This window comes from Serratia aquatilis (genome assembly GCF_044865145.1).
In the GTDB taxonomy this organism is placed as follows: domain Bacteria; phylum Pseudomonadota; class Gammaproteobacteria; order Enterobacterales; family Enterobacteriaceae; genus Chania; species Chania aquatilis.
Map to the genome: position 1 here is coordinate 3,016,519 of NZ_CP173186.1, position 21,289 is coordinate 3,037,807.

Here is a 21,289-nt window from a genome sequence, read left to right on the forward strand (position 1 = left end):
GCAAGAAAGGACACCCGCCCAGCACCAAGGCACCAGATTTTAAAATCAATAAAAATCAATATATTAACCAACACACATGTGACTCACGTCGCATAACGGTCTATTACTCATTTGATTTTATTGTTACCAAATTGTAAGTTACGAGTTATCAAAGTGATTCATTTTTAAATTAAAAAAACACAAATGCGAATCATCAGAGGTTGAAATGACAACAGCTACACAGCATCAGCAGCATTTTGATGACAAGATCGCCGCCGATATCTCCATCGAGGCTAAAGACTGGATGCCTGATGCTTATCGTCAGAATCTGATCCGCCAAATAGGCCAGCACGCTCATTCCGAAGTGGTCGGCATGTTGCCAGAAGCAAATTGGCTGACACGCGCCCCCACTCTGCGGCGCAAAGCCGTATTGCTGGCCAAAGTGCAGGATGAAGCCGGGCACGGCCTTTATCTCTATAGCGCGGCAGAAACGCTTGGTTGTTCCCGTCAGGATATCTATCAAAAGATGCTGGCAGGACAGATGAAGTACTCCTCGATCTTTAACTACCCAACGTTGAACTGGGCTGATATCGGCGTTATCGGCTGGCTGGTTGACGGGGCCGCCATCGTCAACCAGGTCGCTCTGTGTCGCGCTTCATACGGCCCTTATGCGCGGGCGATGGTGAAGATCTGCAAAGAAGAGAGTTTCCACCAGCGCCAAGGCTATGAAGCGGTGATGGTCATGGCACAGGGCAACAGCAAGCAAAAAGCCATGCTGCAGGACGCCATCAACCGTTTCTGGTGGCCCGCTCTGATGATGTTTGGCCCGAGCGATACCGATTCTCCCCACAGTGCTCGCAGCATGGCCTGGAAGATCAAACGGCACAGCAACGACGAGCTACGACAAAAATTTGTCGACAATACCGTCCCCCAGTTAGAGGCACTGGGGATGTCTGCGCCCGATGCCGATCTGGCCTGGGATGAAGCCAGTGGTCATTACCGCTTCGGCGAAATCGACTGGAATGAGTTACATGAAGTGATTAACGGACGCGGGCAATGCAATCACGAGCGTCTGCAAGCCAAGCGCAAAGCCTGGGAAGAAGGTAGTTGGGTAAGAGATGGTGCCATGGCCCATGCCAGCAAACGTGCGGCTGATGCTGCTTAATCGAGGAGAGAAAATGACACACGCACAATGGCCACTGTATGAAGTGTTTATCCGCAGCAAGCAGGGCTTGGCACATCGCCACGTTGGCAGCCTCCATGCGGCAGACGATCAGATGGCGTTGGAGAACGCCCGCGATGCTTATACCCGCCGTAACGAGGGGTGTTCAATCTGGGTGGTGCAATCCTGCCATCTGGTCGCCTCACAAGCGGAAGATCGCGCGGCATTCTTCGATCCTTCAGACGACAAAATCTACCGTCATCCGACGTTCTACACCATTCCAGACGGCATCAAGAACATGTAGAGGCAGGCAATGACAACATTAAGCGATGCAAAAATCAGTTATGTCCTGCGTTTGGGAGACACGCCCTTGATCCTGGCGCAGCGTCTGTGTGGCTGGTGCGGGCATGCTCCAGAGCTGGAGATCGACCTCGCTCTGGCTAACATCGGCCTCGATCTGTTGGGGCAGGCACGTAATTTCCTGGGCTATGCCGCTGAACTGGCTGGGCCACAATACAACGAAGACCACCTGGCTTTTGGCCGAGATGAAGGTGACTTTCATAACCTGCTGCTGGCAGAACAGCCTAACGGCGGGTTTAACGACACCTTGGTACGCCAGTTCTTGCTGGATAGCTACCATGTTCTGCTTCACCGCGAGTTAAGCCGCAGCGCTGATAGCCAACTGGCCGCTATTGCTGCCAAATCGCTGAAAGAAGCGGATTACCACCTACGCTTCAGCCGGGGTTGGATGATTCGCCTGGGGGATGGTAGCGACGTTAGCCACCAGAAAATCCAGCAGTCATTAAACGATCTCTGGCGTTTCACCGCAGAATTGTTCCATGCCGACGAGATTGAACTGCAACTGGCCGAACAGGGTATCGCCGTCGATCCCCGCCAACTGCAAGCCCCTTGGCAGGCTCTGGTGAGTGACACTTTGCAACAGGCTACCCTCACGCAACCCACGGAGCAGGCATTCCGCCACGGTGGCAAACAGGGACGGCACAGTGAACATCTGGGCCCGATGCTGGCAGAGATGCAGTTCCTGCAGCGCGCCTATCCGAACTGCAACTGGTAGCCACCAATATGAATATCACCCAACTGCAACCCGCAGAAATCCCGCAAATCTGGCAATGCCTACAGCAGATCAGCGATCCCGAGTTGCCAGTATTGTCGATTACCGATCTCGGCATGGTACGCAGCGTGGAGCGTGAAGGTGCAGGTTGGCATATCACTTTTACCCCGACCTATTCCGGGTGCCCCGCCACCGAGTTTCTGCTGAATGCCATTGAACAGACCCTGAACCAAGCGGGTTTCAGCCCGGTGACGGTCACTATCCGCCTCAGCCCAGCCTGGACCACCGACTGGATGAATGCCGATGCCCGCATGCGGTTACGCGAGTACGGCGTTGCCCCACCCCAAGGGCAAGCCTGTGAGAAACCCTTGGCCCAAGGACCGGTACAGTGCCCACGCTGTGGTAGCAGCACAACGGAAAAAATCAGCGAGTTCGGTTCCACAGCCTGCAAAGCGCTTTATCGCTGCTGCGAATGCCGGGAACCCTTCGACTATTTCAAATGTATTTAGGAGCGCAGAAAACCATGACGGTCTTTCATCGCCTGAATGTCGCAGCCATTGAACGAGAAACACCGGAGGCGGTAGCCATTACCCTCCGCGTCCCGGATGAATTAAAAACACATTACGTCTTCTCTCCCGGCCAGCACCTGACGCTCAAGGCACGGGTCGATGGCGAAGAGTTACGGCGCTGCTATTCCATCTGCAGTTCGCCGCAGGATGGCGTCTTGCAAATCGGCATCAAGGCCGTTCATCAAGGGCGTTTCTCCAGCTTTATCAATCAGGCTCTGGAAGTGGGTGATGAGCTGGAAGTGATGCTGCCGCAGGGCCGTTTTGGTTACCAGCCGCAGGCACAGGCTCAAGGCAACTATCTGGCGATCGCCGCCGGTTCTGGCATCACGCCGATGCTGTCGATTATCAAAACCACCTTACAACTTGAACCACACAGCCAATTCACGCTGATTTACGGCAACCGTACCAGCCGTTCGATCATGTTCAAAGAAGCGTTATCGGATCTGAAAAACCGTTATCCGCAGCGCTTTCAACCGCTGTACCTGTTCAGTCAGGAAAGCCTGGAGAGTCCACTGTTGAGTGGCCGTATCGATCACCAACATCTCACCGCGATTGGCAAGACGCTGCTGAATTATAGCGATTTCGACCACGCTTTCATCTGCGGCCCTGAAGCGATGATGGATGATGCCCATACCGTGCTGGAACAAGCCGGGATGCCGGCCGAACGCATCCACAGTGAACGCTTCAACACCAGCGCAATTGCCGCCCGCCCGGCCAACAGTGCCAGCCGCAGCGCCACTCAGGTTGAGATCCAGCTCGATGGCCGCCGTCTGAAGATCGAATTAGGCAGTGAAGATAACAGCATTCTTGATGCCGCATTACGCCAAGGGGCAGACCTGCCTTATGCCTGTAAGGGCGGCGTTTGCGCTACCTGCAAATGCAAGCTAAAGGCCGGTGAAGTGGATATGGCGCTCAACTACAGTCTGGAGCCAGATCAACTGGCTGCCGGTTATATCTTAAGCTGCCAGTCCTGGCCACGCGGTGAAGGCGTGGTGCTGGACTTTGACGTATAGGAGCTGACGATGGAAACCCCTTGGATCCTGCACCAACAGCACCAACGGGTGGTGACGCTAACGCTGCACCGCCCCGAGGCCCGCAATGCCCTGAGCACTGCGTGTCTGGAACAGCTTATTTATCAGTTGGAACAGGCGGATGCCAATGCCAGCGTAGGCGCGGTGGTGATCACTGGTGCCTTGCGTTTCTTCGCCGCCGGTGCCGATCTGCATGAACTCCAACAGCAGGATGTCGCCAGCGCCCTGCTCGATCGTCGTCCGCTGTTGTGGCAGCGATTGACACAGTTCAGCAAGCCGCTGCTGGCAGCCGTCAATGGCTACGCGCTGGGTGCCGGTTGTGAACTGGCGCTGGCCTGCGATATCACCCTTTGTGGTGAAAGTGCCCGCTTTGGCCTGCCGGAGATCACCCTGGGCCTGATACCCGGTGCAGGCGGGACACAACGGTTGATCCGCTGCGTCGGGAAATCCCGCGCCTATCAAATGGTACTGACCGGCGAGGCTATCGACGCCCGCAGCGCCGCGCAGGCTGGGCTGGTGAGTGAAGTCTGCGTGGATGCATTAACGTTGGAACGAACGCAACAGATTGCCCAACGAATCAGTCAACAGGCTCCGCTGGCGCTGCGCGCAGCCAAACAGGCGCTGAAACAGGCGCAGGAAACCAGCCTTAGCCAAGGCTTGCTGATGGAGCGCCAGCAGTTTGTCACGCTGGCCGCCACCGAAGATCGCCAGGAAGGCATTGCCGCCTTCTTCCAAAAACGCACACCCAACTATCAAGGGCGCTGATTTATGGAAAACGCATTCGTTCTTAGTCACATTGAAGCCGGGGTTCTCACCATCACCCTTAACCGCCCCGATCGGCTCAACAGTTTCAATGATGAAATGCACCATCAACTCAGCGAAGCGCTGACCTTGGCCGAACGTGACCAAGCGGTGCGCTGTGTGCTGATCACCGGAGCGGGCCGTGGGTTTTGCGCCGGGCAGGATCTGAACGACCGTAACGTCAGTGTGGAACAGGCCGCGCCAGACCTTGGGTTGTCGGTAGAACGCTTTTATAACCCGCTGATCCGCCGTTTGAGTGCGCTGCCCAAACCGATAGTCTGTGCAGTCAATGGCGTGGCCGCCGGGGCTGGCGCCGCATTAGCCATGGCTTGCGATATCGTAGTTGCCGCCGACAATGCCAGCTTTATCCAATCTTTCTGCAAGCTTGGGTTAGTACCAGACTCTGGTGGCAGTTGGTATCTCCCTCGGCTGGCCGGGCATGCCAGGGCCATGGGTATGGCGCTGCTGGGGGACAAAATCAGTGCCCAACAAGCCCTGGAATGGGGAATGATCTGGCAAGTGGTCCCGGCGGCTGAACTGGCCGAGCAAACCACCAGCATGGCCCGGCATTTAGCCACCCAACCTACCTACGGTCTGGGGCTGATCAAGAAAGCGCTTTACAGCTCTGCCAGCAACACCCTCGATCAGCAACTCGATCTGGAACGCGACCTGCAACGTCTGGGTGGCCGCAGTGCCGACTATCGTGAAGGCGTCAGCGCCTTCTTTGCCAAACGCTCACCAAACTTCAGCGGGAAATAGCCATGAACGTTGTGAAAGCTTCCGCGCCGGTCGCCGTGATTGGAGCCGGAACCATGGGAATTGGCATCGCCCAAGTGGCGGCATCGGCAGGGCATCCGGTCAAACTGTATGACATCGCCCTGCCCGCCGCCGCACGTGCACTTGAGCAGCTTAGGCAACGGCTGCGCGAGCGGGTCGATGCGGGGAAAGCCGATGCCACCAGCACCGAAACCCTGTTGGGCAACATTAAGTTGGCCAGTTCGTTAAGCGATCTATCCGACAGTGTTCTGGTGATTGAGGCCGTAGCGGAAAAGCTGGAGATCAAACAAAGCCTGTTCCGCGATCTGGAAACCCTCTGTTCGCCCGATACCCTTTTTGCCAGCAACACCTCTTCGCTTTCTATTACCGCCATCGCCAGTGCGCTGCAACACCCGCAGCGGATGGCCGGGCTACATTTTTTCAACCCGGCTCCGTTGATGAAGCTGGTGGAGATCGTCAGTGGGCTGGAAACCAGCCCACTGACACTCGATACCCTGCAAGCATTGGCGCAGCATTGGGGTAAACACAGCGTCATCTGCCGTTCTACGCCAGGTTTTATCGTCAACCGCGTAGCGCGGCCCTTTTATGCCGAAACATTGCGGGCGCTAGAGGAGCGGATTGCCGAACCCGCTACGCTGGATGCCGTACTGCGCGATGCTGGCGGCTTTGCTATGGGGCCACTGCAACTGACCGACCTGATTGGGCAAGACATTAACTACTCCGTCACCGAGTCGGTTTACCACGCTTTTTTTCAGGACGACCGTTTTATCCCATCTCTGATACAGCAGGAGTTAGTTAGCGCTGGGCATCTGGGGCGCAAACGTGGGCGCGGTTTTTATCGTTATGACAATAAGCAGGCTATCCCGCAAGCCGCCTTGGCAAAAGCCGAATCCGGCCCACTCCCTCAGGCGGTAACACTGTATGGCGACTGGTCAGCGATGGCGGAGTTTGCCCGCTTATTAGCAGGAAGTGGGGCCGCGTTCAAAAATCATGGTCATACCAGCATCTATGCCACCCTTGATGAAGTTACAATTATGTTAACAAATGGTAAAACAGCTAGCCAAGTTGCCGAAGAAACCGGAGCGCCAGTGGTGCTGTTTGATCTGTCAGCCAACTATCAGCATGCCCCGGTAATCGCCATCAGCAGCGCCGAACAGAACACGGCGGCGCAAACGGCCAAAGTCATTGGTCTGCTGCAATCGTTCGGCAAGCAGGTTATCCACTTGCCGGACTACCCGGGCCTGCTAGTCATGCGTACCGTCGCGATGCTGAGTAACGCGGCGCTCGATGTGGTTAACCAAGGCGTAGCCAACGCCGACGACACCGACACTGCCATGCGCTTTGGCGTCAACTATCCGCAAGGCCCCATCGCTTGGGGCAAGAAGCTCGGTTGGCAACATATCCTCACCACACTGGAAAATCTTCAAGGTTATTACGCCGAGACTCGCTATCGACCCACACCGCTACTTCGCCGTTATGCCGCAAATTATTCAGGAGCCAAATGCTGATGAATGCCAACACTCCCCGCGCGCTGGCCCAGCGTTGCGCCGAACAGATGTTTAGCCAGGATACCTGCGCGCAAGCGATGGCGATGCAGATCGACGCCCTGGATGCCGGTATGGCCAAAGTCAGCATGACCGTTGGCCCACAAATGCTCAATGGCCACCAGACTTGCCACGGCGGTCAGTTGTTCAGCCTGGCGGACACCGCCTTTGCCTACGCCTGCAATAGCCAGGGAATGGCAGCCGTAGCCTCGGGCTGTTCCATTGATTTTATTCGCCCTGCCGTGGCTGGCGATCGTCTCACCGCCTGCGCACAGGTGCTGCACCAGGGAAAAACTACCGGGCTGTACGACGTTGAGATCGTCAACCAGTCAGGTAAAACCGTCGCCTGGTTCCGTGGCCGTGCCCATCGCCTGGGACACACCATTCTAGGGGAGCAGCCATGAATCAGGCTTTTATCTGTGACGGTGTCCGCACACCGATTGGCCGCTATGGTGGCTCATTGGCAAACGTGCGAGCTGACGATCTGGCAGCACTGCCGCTACGCGCCTTATTGGCACGTTACCCGGATGTCGACTGGTCTCGAGTGGATGATGTGATCCTCGGGTGCGCCAATCAGGCTGGGGAAGATAACCGCAATCTGGCCCGCATGGCTGCGCTGCTGGCCGGGTTACCACAGAAGGTTTCCGGCACCACCATCAACCGGCTGTGCGGTTCTGGGCTGGATGCTCTGGCGATGGCCGCTCGCGCTATCAAAGCCGGCGAAGCCAACCTGTTACTGGCCGGTGGCGCAGAATCCATGACCCGCGCCCCAATGGTAATGGGCAAAGCCGACAGTGCCTTTAGCCGTCAGGCACAGCTATTCGACACCACCATTGGCTGGCGCTTTGTTAACCCACTGATGCACGCGGCTTTCGGTACCGACTCAATGCCTGAAACTGCAGAAAACGTGGCGGCACAGTTTGGCATCAGCCGCGACGATCAGGACGCCTTTGCCCTGCGCAGTCAGCAACGCACCGCGCTGGCACAACAACGCGGGATACTGGCGCAGGAAATTATTCCGGTAAGCCTGACGGATAAACGCGGTGCGATCACCCAATTCAGCACGGATGAACACCCACGCGCAGAAACTACGCTGGAGCAACTGAAAAAGCTAAAGACGCCCTTCCGCCAACCTGGCTGCATCACTGCAGGTAATGCTTCTGGCGTCAATGACGGTGCCGCTGCGTTGATTGTCGCTTCCGAAGCCATGGCACTGCCGCAAGGGCTGACGCCACGGGCGCGGATTGTCGCCACCGCCACCTGCGGCGTAGAACCTCGATTGATGGGGATCGGCCCGTTACCAGCAACGCGCAAAGTGCTGCAAATCGCGGGGCTGAGCCTGGCACAAATGGATGTTATTGAACTTAACGAAGCATTCGCAGCACAGGCGTTGGCGGTATTGCGCCAGCTTGGCCTGCCGGATGATGCAGAACAGGTCAACCCCAACGGTGGCGCCATCGCCCTCGGCCATCCATTGGGTATGAGCGGTGCGCGCCTGGCGCTTTCCGCCCTGTTCGAACTGGAACGGCGAGCTGGCCGCTATGCGCTGTGCACTATGTGCATCGGTGTTGGCCAGGGTATTGCCATGATTATTGAGCGTGTCTAACCCCTGAGGCTAAAAAGATGACTACAAATCCACGGCCACTCGACGCGATTGAATTTGCTTCACGCGACGAAATAGAAGCATTACAACTGGAACGCCTGCAATGGACCCTACACCATGCCTACAACAACGTACCAATGTATCAACGCAAATTCGATCAGGCTGGAGTCCACCCCAGCGATCTGAAACAGTTAAGCGATCTGGCGCTATTCCCATACACCACCAAACAAGATCTGCGTGACAATTATCCCTTCGATACCTTTGCTGTACCGATGAACCAAGTGGTACGTATTCACGCCTCGTCGGGCACTACCGGTCGGCCAACGGTGGTGGGCTATACCCAACGGGATATCGACAACTGGGCCGATATTGTCGCCCGTTGCCTGCGTTCTGCCGGAGCAACAGCCAACGACAAAATTCATGTTGCCTACGGCTATGGTCTGTTTACCGGTGGACTGGGTGCACACTATGGCGCAGAACGCCTTGGTGCCACGGTGATCCCAATGTCTGGTGGCCAGACGGAAAAACAGGTGCAACTGATCATGGATTTCAAGCCCGATGTGATCATGGTGACGCCATCCTATTGCCTGACGCTGATCGACGAACTGGAACGCAAAATGGGCGGTGACGCGCGTCAATGTTCTCTGCGGCTTGGGGTGTTCGGTGCGGAACCCTGGACTGAATCTTTGCGTCACGAAATCGAGACGCGCATGGGGATCAAAGCGCTGGATATTTACGGCCTTTCCGAAGTCATGGGCCCTGGCGTGGCAATGGAGTGTGCTGAAGGAGGCGGTGGCCCGACTATTTGGGAAGATCACTTCCTGCCTGAGATCATTAACCCAGAAACAGGCCGCCAACTCGCGGACGGTGAGCACGGTGAGTTGGTTTTCACCACGCTGACCAAAGAGGCGCTGCCGGTGATCCGCTATCGCACCCGCGATCTCACCCGCTTACTACCTGGGGATGCGCGTAATATGCGCCGCATGGGTAAGATCACCGGTCGCTCAGATGACATGCTGATCATTCGCGGTGTTAACGTCTTCCCTTCGCAGGTGGAAGAACAGATTATGCAATTCGAACACCTGTCGCCTCACTATCAGTTACAGGTGAGCCGCGCCGGGCATCTGGATACGCTGGCAGTGCGGGTGGAACTGAAAGAATCGGCACTCATACTCAGCCACCAGCAGCGTTGCGATATCTGTCACCAACTGCGCCACCATATTAAATCGATTATCGGTGTCAGTACCGATGTCAGTATTGCTAACTGCGGCGACATTCCGCGTTCGGAAGGCAAAGCTCAACGGGTTATCGACCTGCGCCCGCGCTAGGTTGCCCATCTCCCAACCCTCCGTTCCTGAGGGTTGGGTTGAGGAGGCAGATATTCACTGTCTCATTGTTTATGTTAATGTTGTGCTTCAGTTAGGGCCAACCCATGGAAAAATATGGAACATAAACTGGACGAATTTATTCGCCATGCTTTGAGCGCGCAACCGATCAGCGGTACCTCATTGATTATTTCATTGTACGGCGATGCATTAAGCCATCGTGGCGGAGAAATTTGGCTTGGCAGTTTAAGCACGCTATTGGAAGCACTCGGCTTCGGTGACCGTTTTGTGCGTACCTCGGTATTTCGCTTGCAGAAAGAGGGTTGGCTGGATGTCGAGAAACTCGGACGCCGCAGCTACTATCGGGTTACCGAGCAAGGCATGCGCCAGTTCCGGCACGCTGAATCAAAAATCTATCTCAGCGAGCAACCGGAATGGGATGGAAAATGGGAGTTGCTGCTGTTGGAAAATGCTGAAAAAGATCAACGCGCACGGCTGAAGAAGGAGTTAGGTTGGCTGGGCTTCGGCCAAATTGCCAACAACCTGATGGCCGCCCCGACCCATAGCCAAACCGATGTGCCAACCCTGTTGGGTGAGCTTCAGGCTGGCGAGCAGGTGATCTACTTTCGTGCCGATTATCCCTATAATCGTTCCGAACAGACATTGCGGCAAATGGTTGCCAACTGCTGGTCATTGAATGAGGTTGCTGGCTACTACCATGAGTTTATTGTCTCCTTCCGCCCTTTGATGACCTTGTTGCGCGAAGCCAGCAGTGAAACGCTGACACCCCAGCGCTGTTTTCAGATTAAGTTATTATTGATCCACTTCTACCGCCGCGTCGTTCTGAAAGATCCCCTGCTGCCCGATGCTTTGTTACCCGCCCAGTGGGAGGGGCAGATTGCTCGCAATCTGTGCATCAATATCTATCAACAGGTGGATCACGCCGCAACCGAATATGTCAGTGCGTTGGCAGAAACCACCATTGGACCCTTGCCTGCCCCCGGCGTGGGATACTACCGGCGGTTCGGTGGCCTGCCACGCGATCATGCTACATTCTAAGGAGCTTACGCTATGCCTGTGTATCGGATTGATGGCCTGACCCCAGTAGTCGATCCCAGCAGCTTTGTTCATCCAACCGCAGTGCTGATTGGTGATGTCATTATTGGCAAAGGGGTGTACATCGGCCCCAATGCCAGCCTGCGCGGTGATTTTGGCCGTATTGTGATCGAAGACGGTGCCAACGTGCAGGACTGTTGCGTAATGCATGGTTTTCCGCAAAATGACACGGTAGTGGAGCAAGATGGGCATATCGGCCACGGTGCCATCCTGCATGGTTGCCGGGTACGCCGTAACGCAATGGTTGGCATGAATGCGGTGATTATGGACGGTGCCGATATTGGTGAGAACACCATTATCGGCGCCTGTTCTTTTGTGAAGGCGATGGCGGAAATCGCGGCCAACAAACTGGCGCTAGGCAGCCCGGCACGCGTAATCCGTGACCTGACCGAACAGGAGTTGGCCTGGAAGCGTGCCGGTACGGCGGAGTATCAAGCTCTGGTGATCCGCTGCAAAAACAGCTTGCGAGAAGTTGAGCCGCTCAGCGCGATAGAGCCAGGCCGCCAACGCATGAGCTTCCAGGAATCGATAGTAGCCAAAAGTCAGCTTTAAACCCTGGCCGGGCCTAAACCCGGCCAGCCATCATTCCACTCCCGCTGCGGGGGCTTTGTCGCTAACCAATCCCTGTGCCGAGCGGCTATAAAAATAAATCGCCACCAACAACAAGGTAAAGGGAATACCAAACAACAGCGTCATTCTAAAGAAGTCTGTGAACAGCGTGGTTATCATCAACGCGGCCATCAGTATCGCTCCCGCCAAAGTAAAGTAAGGATATCCCCACATGCGGAATTTCAGGTGTGTCTGCGCATGGTGGCGGCGGAAAGAGAGATGGGTGACAAAAATCATCAACCAGGTAAAGCAGGCACCGTATACCGAGATCGACATCATTACCGCGAATGATTTCTCCGGGTAGACAATGCTCAGCACAATAGAAACAACAATACCAATGCAGGAAAGCCCCAGCGCATTGACCGGGATACCGCGTTTACTGATCCGCCCCAGCGCGGCGGGAGCCTGACCAGCACGCGACAGTGAAAACATCATACGCGTGGTGATATACAGTTGGCTGTTCATGGCCGACAACGCGGCAACCAGCACAACAAAATTAAAGATCCCAGCAGCGGCAGGCAAATGGATCACATTCATTGCCACCAGGAAAGGGCTTTCTCCCGTACCGGACTGCCGCCACGGCACGATGGCCAGCATCAGGGCTATCGACATCATATAGAAAATGAACAGCCGCAGAATAGTGCCCTTAAACGCCGATTTTACCGCAACTACCGGGTTTTTAGCCTCACCCGCCGCGACGGCGATCATCTCAATACTCAGGTAACTGAAGATCGACACGATCACCGCAAACCACATGCCCTTGACCCCGAATGGGAAAAAGCCACCGTTGTCGGTAAAATTGCGGATACCAAAGGTCGGATTGGCGGAAAATGCCAGAATACCGATACCGATGACAATAAACGCCGAGATAGCCACCACCTTGACGGTGGAAAGGGCATACTCAACCTGACCAAAAGACTTAACCCCGACCACGTTGATGACAATCACCCCGGCGGAAAACAGCAGCACCCACGGCCAGATAGGTGTTCCTGGGAACCAGAATTGCATGTACATACCGATGGCGGTGACTTCGGTCCCCACCGCCAGCACCACGCAAGACCAATAAGAGTATCGCACCAGAAAACCAAAGAGCGGGCTAAGGTAAAACTCAGCGTAGTCGCCAAACGACCCCGGCGTGGGGTGTTCGGAGGTCATTTCTGCCAGGCACCCCATCAACAACAGGGCGATGACACCGCCGATGAAATAACTCAGCAGGACGCTGGGCCCCGCCATCTGGATGGCGTAGGCGCTGCCAAGAAACAGACCAGTACCAATCGCCCCGCCGATCGCCAGCATCGACATTTGGCCTGCGGTCAGTTGCTTCTTCAGCCCACCTTGCCGCTGCGCAATTTCATCAAAACGCTTTATATCTTTCATGATTGCTCACCTTTTTCACGCTGCGCGGGTAACGTCCAGGATGGCGGCAGTAACATAGTCAACGTTCTGCTGGTTAAGACCGGGCAAACACATTCTGCCGGGAGCGACCAGATAGATTGAGTATTGTTGGCGCAACTGGCTGACTTGATGTTCCGTCAGCCCGGTATAGCTGAACATGCCTTTCTGATCGCGAATACGCGTATAGTCCAGCGTAGTCCCACCCTGCTCCAGCCCTGCGGATAGACTGGCGCGCATCTGCTTGATACGTTGCCGCATCGTCGCCAACTCACCGGCCCACAGTTGCTGTAACTGCGGATCCGCCAGTAGCGTCTCGACAATCTGGCTACCGTGAGTCGGTGGGCAGGAATAGCTGCGACGGATCAGGGTTTTCAATGCACCTTTGACATTGCTGGCTGTTTCCACCGAGCCACAGCGCACCGATAAGCCACCCAAGCGCTGGCCATACAGCGCCACATTCTTTGAAAAAGAGTTGCTGACCAGAAAATCAACATCGCTCTTCAACACTTCGCGCAGGGCGAAACAATCCTCATCCAATCCATCGCCAAAGCCCTGATAAGCAATGTCAAAGAAAGGCAGCAAGCGCCGTTGTTGCACAACATCGAGTACTGCCCGCCATTGCTCTGGGTTGAGATCCGTTCCGGTAGGGTTATGGCAGCAAGGATGGAGTAACACCACCGCCCCTTCGGGCAAGGAAGACAAGGTGTCGATCATGGCGTTAAAGCGAAGCTGACCAGAAGCATCGTCGAAATAGGGGTAGGTATGCACTTTTAACCCTGCGCCTTCAAATATCGCCCAGTGGTTGGCCCAGGTTGGATCAGATACCCAGATTTCACGGCGTGACAGAAAGTGATAAATAAAATCGGCACCCAGTTTCAACGCGCCAGAACCGCCCACCGTCTGCACTGTAGCAATATGGGCAGACTGCTCGCCAAATAATAACGTCTGGATCTGACCGGCAAACAGTGCAGAACCTTCAATTGGCGGGTAACTATGTGGACGCTGTTGCTCCAGCAAACGCTGCTCGGCAATATGTACGGCTTGCACCAAAGGGATCTTCCCTTGGTGATCGTAATACAAGCCAATACCTAAATTGACTTTCTGTGGATTGGGATCCTGCATGTACGCCTCCATTAGCGACATAATAGGATCGGGTGAAGAGGGTTTAATATGGTTAAACATAGGGTATCCTTAATTCATAGTTAAATGAATTAGCAGGTGAATGTTATTTTTTTAAAACACTCAAAATAATTCAAGTTGCAACTGAGCATTCAGTTCGCGGAGCTGAATAGACGCGAGTCATATACTCTAAATAATTCGAGTTGCATGTAGGCGGCAAGACCGAGAGTCGCCAGGAGCATAGCCCACTATGTGACTGGTGCGATTGGTCGCAGCTAACACCCATGCAACTTGAAGTATAATGAGTGTTAGCTATTAAGCGACGGCGCTAACGGTAATTTCTATTTTCATGCCAGGTACAACCAGTTTTTCAACAATAACGGTTGAGCGATTGGGATATGGGTGATTAAAATAATTCTTGTATATACTGTCGAGAAGTTTAACGTCATTGACATCGGTAAGATAAACAATAACCTGTAAAACATTACCACTGTGACTATTAGCTGCCGCCAATGCCTTAGCTAAATTATCAAACGTCAGTGTGATCTGTTTTTCTGCTGGCCCCGTTTCAATCGTCCCATCCTGTTTTACCGGCCCATGAGCAGTAAATAACATTCCTCCCCCTTTGGTGGCCCAGGAAAAGGGTTGGCCGATATCGGGCAAACCAGTCTCAATGATTGTTCGCATCAGATTTTTCTCCATAAGTAAGCAGTTCGCGGCACAACATACCGTCGGCGGCAAACAGGGTTTGCAGCACGCTGAAATGATTCGCGCCGCCAACCGGGCAGCAACGGACGGGTAGGTCTTTGCTTTGCAATACTGAATGATAGTAAACCGACTGACCAATAAGCTCGGGTAATTCTTCTGTACCGTAAAACAGGACTAACGGTTTTAGCGATTGCGGAATATTACGTGCCGGGCTTAAGTTTTTTATCTGCGGTGTCGTCAATTTTAATTGTTGGTTAACATAAGTACTAAGCAACGGTTCCAATTCAAAAATCCCGCTAATAGCAAAAACCGCATGTACACATGAATGGTGTTGCCAGTAAGCTGCTAATTGGCCCCCAGCTGAATGGCCACTCAGATAGACTGGTTTTCCGCCGCGCTGTTGTGCATGTTGCTCGATAACATCCAACGCCACACCGATTTGCTGGCAAATATCTTCCAGCGTGGCAATCGGTGCCAAAGTATATTCCACTAATACCACATCGAAGCCTAATGACAACGGGGTTTTGGCAATAAAAGCAAAGTCTTCTTTATTACAAAACTGCCAATAGCCGCCATGCAAAAATACTAATGTTCCCCTGTGCTCCGCCGTTGAATAAAACCAATCTAAAACTTCCCGCGATGAATCCCCATAGGTAATATCCCGCTGATGAGATTGCTTCTGGTAAATCTCACGGCTCTGCGATTGAAATGACAGCAATATCGCTTTTTCATCATCTACCGTGGCGCCGTTATCATAACTGCCAGCAAGGAGTTTCATATATTAAACTTTGTTTATTATTTAAAATGTAGTCTAACTATTAGCAATTGGTTAAATTATTGTCAAGATAGCGATCGTAGCAATGCGTGCTTATCGATATAAATTTTATTTTTCAGCTAAATAGTTTTACCTGTGAAACTATTTACTGTTCCACCAATGAAACAGTAAGTAATAAGAGGAGGTTGATGACAAAGTTGCCTTTTAACCCGAGATACACGGGCCTAGCGCACCGAGGGGCGCTCCGACGGCTTACGCCGTTACGACCCCTTCGGCACGCTCCCCCTAATAACGGGCTTTGTCAGCAGTCTGAATAAGAGTTATTTTTGCTGCGGATTAGGCTGTGTCCCTTAATTTCACGCGAGCGCCGCTGGCGGTCATTTGCGCACAGGGCAAGGCGTGAGCCGCGAGGTTTGGTGGACCAAATAAGCGGCGAACAACGCAGCAATGCGCGCAAATGGTCCCAGCCCGTAGGGTCGCGCCCCAAAAGCCCGTTTTCTGTGTTGTCGGGTTTGAACAGAGGGCCACTCTGCCCTTCACCCTCCGCCTTGATAACGGGCTTTTGGGTCTGCGACGGCACCACGGGCAATTAAGGGACACAGCCTAATGTGAGTTAATTGACTAAGTTGCTGATAGGCGTAATCCCAGAAAGCACGAACCTTCAATGGCATGCGGTGGACATTATTTGCCACCAGTTGTACCGGCATCGGGAGCGGTTCATATTCCGCCAGCAATCGCACCAATGTACCGGCAGCAAGGTCATCCGCGACCTGATACGATAATAACCGAGCGACGCCTTTGCCTGCACGCACAGCCAACAGTTGGGTTTCTACTTCGTTGAGCAACAAACGCGGCGTTAAACGTACTCGTCCGCTGTTTTCATAGGGGCCGAAACGCCACTCAGGCAATGATGGGTGTGAAGTGCCGAAAATAGTATCATGCTCCGCCAGTTGCGCAGGCTGCAGAGGCTCGCCGCGCTGCGCCAGATAGGCTGGGCTGGCAACCGTCACCAACGTGACCTCGCCCAACTTGCGTGCAACCATGGAAGAATCCTGCAAACGGCCGATACGCACCGCAATATCTATCCCTTCATCGATTAGCTCAAGATTACGATCATCAAGCCGCATTTCGATCTGGAGTTGCGGATAGCGCTCTAGAAATGTCATCACCACAGGCGCGACATGCTTGCGCCCGAACTGCACTGGCGAGGTTACACGCAATAGACCGTTCAATTGACTTTCTGCCGTATCGTTCACGGCTTCCTGATACTCATGAAGCAATATGCGGGCGCGCTCAGCTAACCTCTGCCCCGCTTCCGTTGGCGCTAGACGCCGGGTAGTCCGTTCTAGCAACCTCGAACCGAAACGTTCTTCCAACGAAGCGATTGCTCTGGTTACCGCCGGGGCTGAACGGTGCAATTTACGCGCCGCCCCCGCCAGACTGCCATGCTGTATTACCGCGACAAAAATCGCCAACTCATCCAAACGGTCCATTGATTATTCCGTTATTTGAAATTATCAATTGCCATCTTTACTGATTCACACTGCATTGCGCAAGAGTATTGTAGGCCGACTCCCTGAATCGCTCGTCTGCGGTTATTTGTGGGAGACAGCCTAGGCTGTGTTCCTTGACTGTCCGTAGTGCCGTCGCAGACCCAAAAGCCCGTTATCAAGGCGGAGGGTGAAGGGCAGAGTGGCCCTCTGTTCAAACCCGACAACACAGAAAACGGGCTTTTGGGGCGCGACCCTACGGGCTGGGGCCATTTGCACGCATTGCGGCGTTGTTCGCCGCTTATTTGGTCCACCAAACCTCGTGGCTCATGCCTTGCCCTGCGCGCAAATGACCGCCAGCGGCACTCGCGTGCAGTTAAGGGACACAGCCTAATACCAGCACATCAAGGAGATCCGCAATGCAAACATTGAAACTTTACGGCATACCCGTTTCCGGCCACTCTCATCGCGTTGAATTACTGTTAAAAATGCTCAACCTGCCTTATGAGTATTGTCCGGCACCAGCAACAGTACGCAGCAGCAAGGAATTTCTTCGGTTGAATCCCCTCGGACAAATTCCAGTACTGTTGGACGATGAGCTTATTTTGACTGACAGCAATGCCATCATGATTTATCTGGTAAAACGTTATGCTCCAGATAGCCACTGGTTACCAGAGGCTCCGCTGGCAAGCGCACAAGTACAAACATGGCTTTCCAAGGCAAGCGGAGAAATACGCTACGGGCCAGCTTCCTGTAGGATGGTTGTACAATTTTCAGTGCCTGAAGATTACCAAAGTGCGCTGGCTATCAGCGCGCGGTTTCTTCCTAAAATGGAACAACATCTGGCCGAACGTGAATTTTTAGTCACACCTCAGCCTACCATCGCCGATCTAGCTTGCTTCAGCTATGTCTCAGCAGCCCCCGAAGGCGGGATTTCACTCGAGCCGTTCCCGGCGATAAAGCGCTGGATTAAGCGTATTGAAGCGCTACCCGGTTTTTTCCCGATGCCAGTTTTGCCTCTGCCTGCTCAGGCTGAGGGCCGATAAAATGGCAATGCTCGGGTTTCATCCTGATGAGGTTCGTGCGCAAATGCTGGCGGGGTTCGATGCTGTCAGCGGTAATATTTTCCCCGTGATGCCTGAGCAGCATCGTGAGTTTTTTCATTCTCTACCTTATCTGTTTGTTGCCACGCTGGACGAAAATCGTTGGCCCGTTGCCACTGTTTTTAGCGGCCCTGAGGGATTTTTGCGTTCCCCAGACCCAGAACATTTGCGGATCAGTTCGCAACGCCGGGCTGACGATCCTGCACAGGCAGCACTTTATCCTGGGCAACCTGTTGGCGCATTGGGGCTCGATTTCAGTAATCGGCGACGCAACCGGGTTAATGGCGTTATCAGCCGTACGGATAAAAACCGTGTAGAAATTGCGGTTCAACAAAGCTTCGGTAATTGCCCGCAGTACATCCAACAGCGGGAACTCACCGCCGTTGCTGATCCAATCAAATCCATTGAGAGACTCGGCAAGTTGGATAATGAAGCTCGCACAATGATCCAACAGGCGGATACCTGCTTTGTCGCCAGTTACGCACACGGTGGATCTCGCCTTGGGGGAATTGATATTTCTCACCGTGGTGGTCGCCCAGGATTTATTTATCTTGCTGGCGAAACATTATGGGTACCGGATTTTCGTGGCAACCGCTATATGAACACGTTAGGGAACTTGCTGGCGCAACCACGCGCCGCACTGCTGTTTATCGATTTTGAACAAGGCGATATTTTGCACCTGCAGGGGGAAACGCAAATTTTATGGCGAACGGAGAATGTTATCGTCGAAGGGGCCGAACGTTACTGGCGTTTTGATATCACCCGTGTATGGCGATTTCGCCAGGCATTTACCTGGCGTGGCAGAAACGTTGCATTCTCTCCCACAACGCTGCGCACAGGGATCTGGCCTCGGGTTAACTAGGTTTTTGCTGGTTGTGCAGCACGATATTTTTTTGCTTAGTAATACCATTCCAAAAATATCCGCACTGAGTTAATGTAAAAGCGGAGATGCCCTCCAGTTTTCAGTTCGACTCAAAGGAGATTGAGTATGTTTCCTGAATATCGTGACTTAATATCGCAACTCAAATCAAGCCACCCTCGTTTCCAGTCGTTGTTCGAAAAGCACAATCAACTTGACCATGAAATTTCCCGGTTAGAAGGGCCTTCCGGCACTGGTTATTCTGATCAAGTGGTACGGCTGAAAAAAGAAAAACTGCATATCAAGGATGAGATACATAAAATTCTAAAGGCAGAGAACGTAGCCACCAAGTAACACCCCCGCCGATCCCCGCACTAATGCGGGGATTTCTGGTTATCACTCTATATACCCAAAAAAATTCGAGTTGCTTGACAAAAACACAATGCGTTTTTGAACAGCGCTTGCGCTGGCCCCGTAGGGGCGAGGCCCAATTTTGGGCCGAGTAACGCGGCAAGCTTGCGAGGCCCCAGGAGCATAGATAACTATGTGACTGGGGTGAGTAAGCGCGGCCAACACCCAAGCAAATTGAAGTATGAAGGGTATAAATAGTTAAATTGATTTTATTCCCTACCCGCTGAACAGAAAGTGCGACTATTTAATGGTAACCATGTAGTGCCATTGAACAGTCTGTTTGCCCTCTTTTTCTTGCTGGGATATTGGTCACAGACAATCTTGCCCGTAAGTGTTTGAATAATCGAATGGAGGGATTTAACCATTCGAAAGGACTGTTCCTTTTAATGGCTCCGAAGCCGTCCTGTTCAGCCGCCCATGCACACGTTGTGAAATGTGAGCTATGTTGCTCCTTTTTGTGGCATGTTGATAATGTCCATCCCAGCCGAATGTTCAAGTGACCTTTACGAGCAACGCAATGATTAAATGGCCGTGGAAAACACATCAAGCGCAAGAGGAAACGTTTGCCGAGTGGCAGGAAGCCCTGACAATTCCCCTTCTCTCTCCTTTAGATGAAACCGAGCAGCGGCGTTTGGTGACTGTCGCCAGCCAGATTTTGCAGAACAAACGTATCTTGCCTTTACAAGGGTTGGAACTCACCCCCTTGATGCAGGCACGTATTGCGCTGTTGTTTGCATTGCCGGTAATGGAGTTGGGCGCTGAATGCCTAGATGGCTTCAACGAAGTCCTGCTTTATCCCTCCCCTTTCGTTGTGGAAGATGAATGGCAGGATGACATTGGCCTGGTACATTCTGGGCCAGTCGTGCAGGCCGGCCAAAGTTGGGAGCAAGGGCCAATAGTCCTGAACTGGCTGGACGTGCAAGACTCTTTCGATCTTTCGGGTTTTAACCTGGTGATCCATGAAGCCGTGCACAAACTCGACATGCGCAATGGTGGCACGGCGACAGGCGTTCCTCCCATCCCGCTGCGTGATATTGCTGCTTGGGAATATGACTTGCACGCAGCGATGGAGAACCTGCAAGACGAGATTGATATGGTAGGTGAAGAGGCTGCCAGTATGGATGCCTATGCCGCCAGTGACCCTGCCGAGTGTTTTGCCGTGCTCTCGGAGTACTTCTTCAGCGCCCCAGAACTGTTGGCTAACCGTTTCCCTGCTTTATATGATCACTTCTGCCGCTTTTACAAACAAAATCCGCTGGCCCGTTTACAACGTTGGTATGCCAACAATGAGCCGCTGTCTCACTAATGTTGCTCAGATGATGAGCATTTGCATCCTCAAAGGAAATTTAGCGTTGACACTCTCTGAGTAGCTGGATATGATGCGCCCCGTTCACACGATTCCTCTGTAGTTCAGTCGGTAGAACGGCGGACTGTTAATCCGTATGTCACTGGTTCGAGTCCAGTCAGAGGAGCCAAATTTAGAAAACCCCGCTTAGGAAACTAAGCGGGGTTTTTGCGTTCTATCAATTGCTTATACCTTTATTTAGTTCAGTAACCAATATTCCAAGCCGCATATAAAAATAACTTTCTGGCATGTTTCGTGCCTAAAAAAATGCCGACACCGCCATCTTAGATATCGAGCAGTACATTCATTTCTCATAGTGGGAGATGCGTGAATAAGCTATCGCCAAATATTGTAGCGGGTAAGATCAGTCAGCAACGCAAAGAACAGCGTCGCCCAGAAAAAGCCAACCCGACGCCGTATGGCAATCGGTAATGGATCATGTGCTGCCCCCTGCTGGGGTTTGAACAGCAACAGGTCAATGATCGCCGCAATGGCG

General features: G+C 53.3%; 22 protein-coding genes and 1 tRNA gene. 18 read left to right on the forward strand and 5 right to left on the reverse strand.

Annotation, left to right across the window (positions count from 1 at the left end):
• Positions 1 to 205 precede the first annotated feature (205 nt).
• From paaA to paaY, 13 genes are all read left to right on the forward strand, one after another.
• Entirely contained in the window at positions 206 to 1,144 is a 939-nt protein-coding gene (gene paaA, locus SAQUA_RS13600) for a 1,2-phenylacetyl-CoA epoxidase subunit PaaA (RefSeq protein WP_380675772.1), read from the forward strand.
• A gap of 13 nt (positions 1,145 to 1,157) precedes the next feature.
• A complete protein-coding gene (gene paaB, locus SAQUA_RS13605; RefSeq protein ID WP_380675774.1) occupies positions 1,158 to 1,445 on the forward strand; it encodes a 1,2-phenylacetyl-CoA epoxidase subunit PaaB in 288 nt (95 codons plus the stop codon).
• Positions 1,446 to 1,454: 9 nt separating this feature from the next.
• Entirely contained in the window at positions 1,455 to 2,216 is a 762-nt protein-coding gene (gene paaC, locus SAQUA_RS13610; RefSeq protein WP_380675776.1) for a 1,2-phenylacetyl-CoA epoxidase subunit PaaC, read from the forward strand.
• Positions 2,217 to 2,224: 8 nt separating this feature from the next.
• Complete coding sequence (gene paaD / locus SAQUA_RS13615) at positions 2,225 to 2,722, forward strand: 1,2-phenylacetyl-CoA epoxidase subunit PaaD (protein WP_380675778.1); 498 nt, start codon at positions 2,225 to 2,227, stop codon at positions 2,720 to 2,722.
• Between the two features lie 14 nt (positions 2,723 to 2,736).
• Complete coding sequence (gene paaE / locus SAQUA_RS13620) at positions 2,737 to 3,795, forward strand: 1,2-phenylacetyl-CoA epoxidase subunit PaaE (protein WP_380675780.1); 1,059 nt, start codon at positions 2,737 to 2,739, stop codon at positions 3,793 to 3,795.
• 9 nt (positions 3,796 to 3,804) lie between these two features.
• Positions 3,805 to 4,578, forward strand: a complete 774-nt coding sequence (gene paaF, locus SAQUA_RS13625) for a 2,3-dehydroadipyl-CoA hydratase PaaF (RefSeq protein WP_380675782.1) — start codon at positions 3,805 to 3,807, stop codon at positions 4,576 to 4,578.
• A gap of 3 nt (positions 4,579 to 4,581) precedes the next feature.
• Positions 4,582 to 5,373 carry a 2-(1,2-epoxy-1,2-dihydrophenyl)acetyl-CoA isomerase PaaG gene (gene paaG, locus SAQUA_RS13630; RefSeq protein ID WP_380675784.1) on the forward strand — a complete coding sequence of 264 codons (792 nt, stop codon included), beginning with the start codon at positions 4,582 to 4,584 and terminating at the stop codon, positions 5,371 to 5,373.
• A gap of 2 nt (positions 5,374 to 5,375) precedes the next feature.
• The gene (locus SAQUA_RS13635) at positions 5,376 to 6,899 is read left to right on the forward strand and encodes a 3-hydroxyacyl-CoA dehydrogenase (RefSeq protein WP_380675786.1); all 1,524 of its coding nucleotides are present in this window, start codon (positions 5,376 to 5,378) and stop codon (positions 6,897 to 6,899) included.
• Positions 6,899 to 7,339 (forward strand): hydroxyphenylacetyl-CoA thioesterase PaaI, encoded by a 441-nt coding sequence (paaI, locus tag SAQUA_RS13640; RefSeq protein WP_380675788.1) that lies wholly within the window; start codon positions 6,899 to 6,901, stop codon positions 7,337 to 7,339. The genes SAQUA_RS13635 and paaI overlap by 1 nt, the downstream gene beginning before the upstream one ends.
• Positions 7,336 to 8,541, forward strand: a complete 1,206-nt coding sequence (gene pcaF / locus SAQUA_RS13645) for a 3-oxoadipyl-CoA thiolase (RefSeq protein ID WP_380675790.1) — start codon at positions 7,336 to 7,338, stop codon at positions 8,539 to 8,541. The genes paaI and pcaF overlap by 4 nt, the downstream gene beginning before the upstream one ends.
• A 17-nt stretch (positions 8,542 to 8,558) precedes the next feature.
• Entirely contained in the window at positions 8,559 to 9,866 is a 1,308-nt protein-coding gene (gene paaK, locus SAQUA_RS13650) for a phenylacetate--CoA ligase PaaK (RefSeq protein ID WP_380675792.1), read from the forward strand.
• A gap of 114 nt (positions 9,867 to 9,980) precedes the next feature.
• Positions 9,981 to 10,922, forward strand: a complete 942-nt coding sequence (gene paaX, locus SAQUA_RS13655; RefSeq protein WP_380675794.1) for a phenylacetic acid degradation operon negative regulatory protein PaaX — start codon at positions 9,981 to 9,983, stop codon at positions 10,920 to 10,922.
• 12 nt (positions 10,923 to 10,934) lie between these two features.
• Positions 10,935 to 11,531: a phenylacetic acid degradation protein PaaY gene (gene paaY, locus SAQUA_RS13660; RefSeq protein WP_380675796.1), complete on the forward strand. Its 597-nt coding sequence runs from the start codon at positions 10,935 to 10,937 to the stop codon at positions 11,529 to 11,531.
• Positions 11,532 to 11,561: 30 nt separating this feature from the next.
• On the opposite strand, the gene SAQUA_RS13665 is transcribed toward paaY, so the two are convergent.
• The 5 genes from SAQUA_RS13665 to SAQUA_RS13685 all read right to left on the reverse strand — a co-directional run bounded on the left by SAQUA_RS13665 (position 11,562) and on the right by SAQUA_RS13685 (position 17,078).
• On the reverse strand, positions 11,562 to 12,965 hold the full coding sequence (locus SAQUA_RS13665; RefSeq protein WP_380675798.1) for an amino acid permease: 1,404 nt from the start codon (positions 12,963 to 12,965) through the stop codon (positions 11,562 to 11,564).
• Between the two features lie 15 nt (positions 12,966 to 12,980).
• On the reverse strand, positions 12,981 to 14,165 hold the full coding sequence (locus tag SAQUA_RS13670; RefSeq protein ID WP_380675799.1) for an aromatic amino acid transaminase: 1,185 nt from the start codon (positions 14,163 to 14,165) through the stop codon (positions 12,981 to 12,983).
• Between the two features lie 252 nt (positions 14,166 to 14,417).
• On the reverse strand, positions 14,418 to 14,789 hold the full coding sequence (locus SAQUA_RS13675) for a RidA family protein (protein ID WP_380675800.1): 372 nt from the start codon (positions 14,787 to 14,789) through the stop codon (positions 14,418 to 14,420).
• Positions 14,773 to 15,588 (reverse strand): alpha/beta hydrolase, encoded by an 816-nt coding sequence (locus SAQUA_RS13680; RefSeq protein WP_380675802.1) that lies wholly within the window; start codon positions 15,586 to 15,588, stop codon positions 14,773 to 14,775. The genes SAQUA_RS13675 and SAQUA_RS13680 overlap by 17 nt, the downstream gene beginning before the upstream one ends.
• Before the next feature lie 533 nt (positions 15,589 to 16,121).
• On the reverse strand, positions 16,122 to 17,078 hold the full coding sequence (locus SAQUA_RS13685) for a LysR family transcriptional regulator (protein WP_380675804.1): 957 nt from the start codon (positions 17,076 to 17,078) through the stop codon (positions 16,122 to 16,124).
• A 416-nt stretch (positions 17,079 to 17,494) separates the two neighbouring features.
• On the opposite strand from SAQUA_RS13685, the gene SAQUA_RS13690 reads away from it, so the two are divergent.
• From SAQUA_RS13690 to SAQUA_RS13710, 5 genes are all read left to right on the forward strand, one after another.
• Positions 17,495 to 18,121, forward strand: a complete 627-nt coding sequence (locus SAQUA_RS13690) for a glutathione S-transferase (protein WP_380675806.1) — start codon at positions 17,495 to 17,497, stop codon at positions 18,119 to 18,121.
• A gap of 1 nt (position 18,122) precedes the next feature.
• Positions 18,123 to 19,040, forward strand: coding sequence for a pyridoxamine 5'-phosphate oxidase family protein (locus SAQUA_RS13695; protein ID WP_380675808.1), 918 nt, complete (start codon positions 18,123 to 18,125; stop codon positions 19,038 to 19,040).
• 126 nt (positions 19,041 to 19,166) lie between these two features.
• Positions 19,167 to 19,391: a YdcH family protein gene (locus tag SAQUA_RS13700; RefSeq protein ID WP_380675810.1), complete on the forward strand. Its 225-nt coding sequence runs from the start codon at positions 19,167 to 19,169 to the stop codon at positions 19,389 to 19,391.
• A 574-nt stretch (positions 19,392 to 19,965) separates the two neighbouring features.
• Complete coding sequence (gene mtfA / locus SAQUA_RS13705) at positions 19,966 to 20,754, forward strand: DgsA anti-repressor MtfA (RefSeq protein ID WP_380675812.1); 789 nt, start codon at positions 19,966 to 19,968, stop codon at positions 20,752 to 20,754.
• 93 nt (positions 20,755 to 20,847) lie between these two features.
• Positions 20,848 to 20,923: transfer RNA gene (locus SAQUA_RS13710), tRNA-Asn, on the forward strand.
• Positions 20,924 to 21,289: the final 366 nt, after the last annotated feature.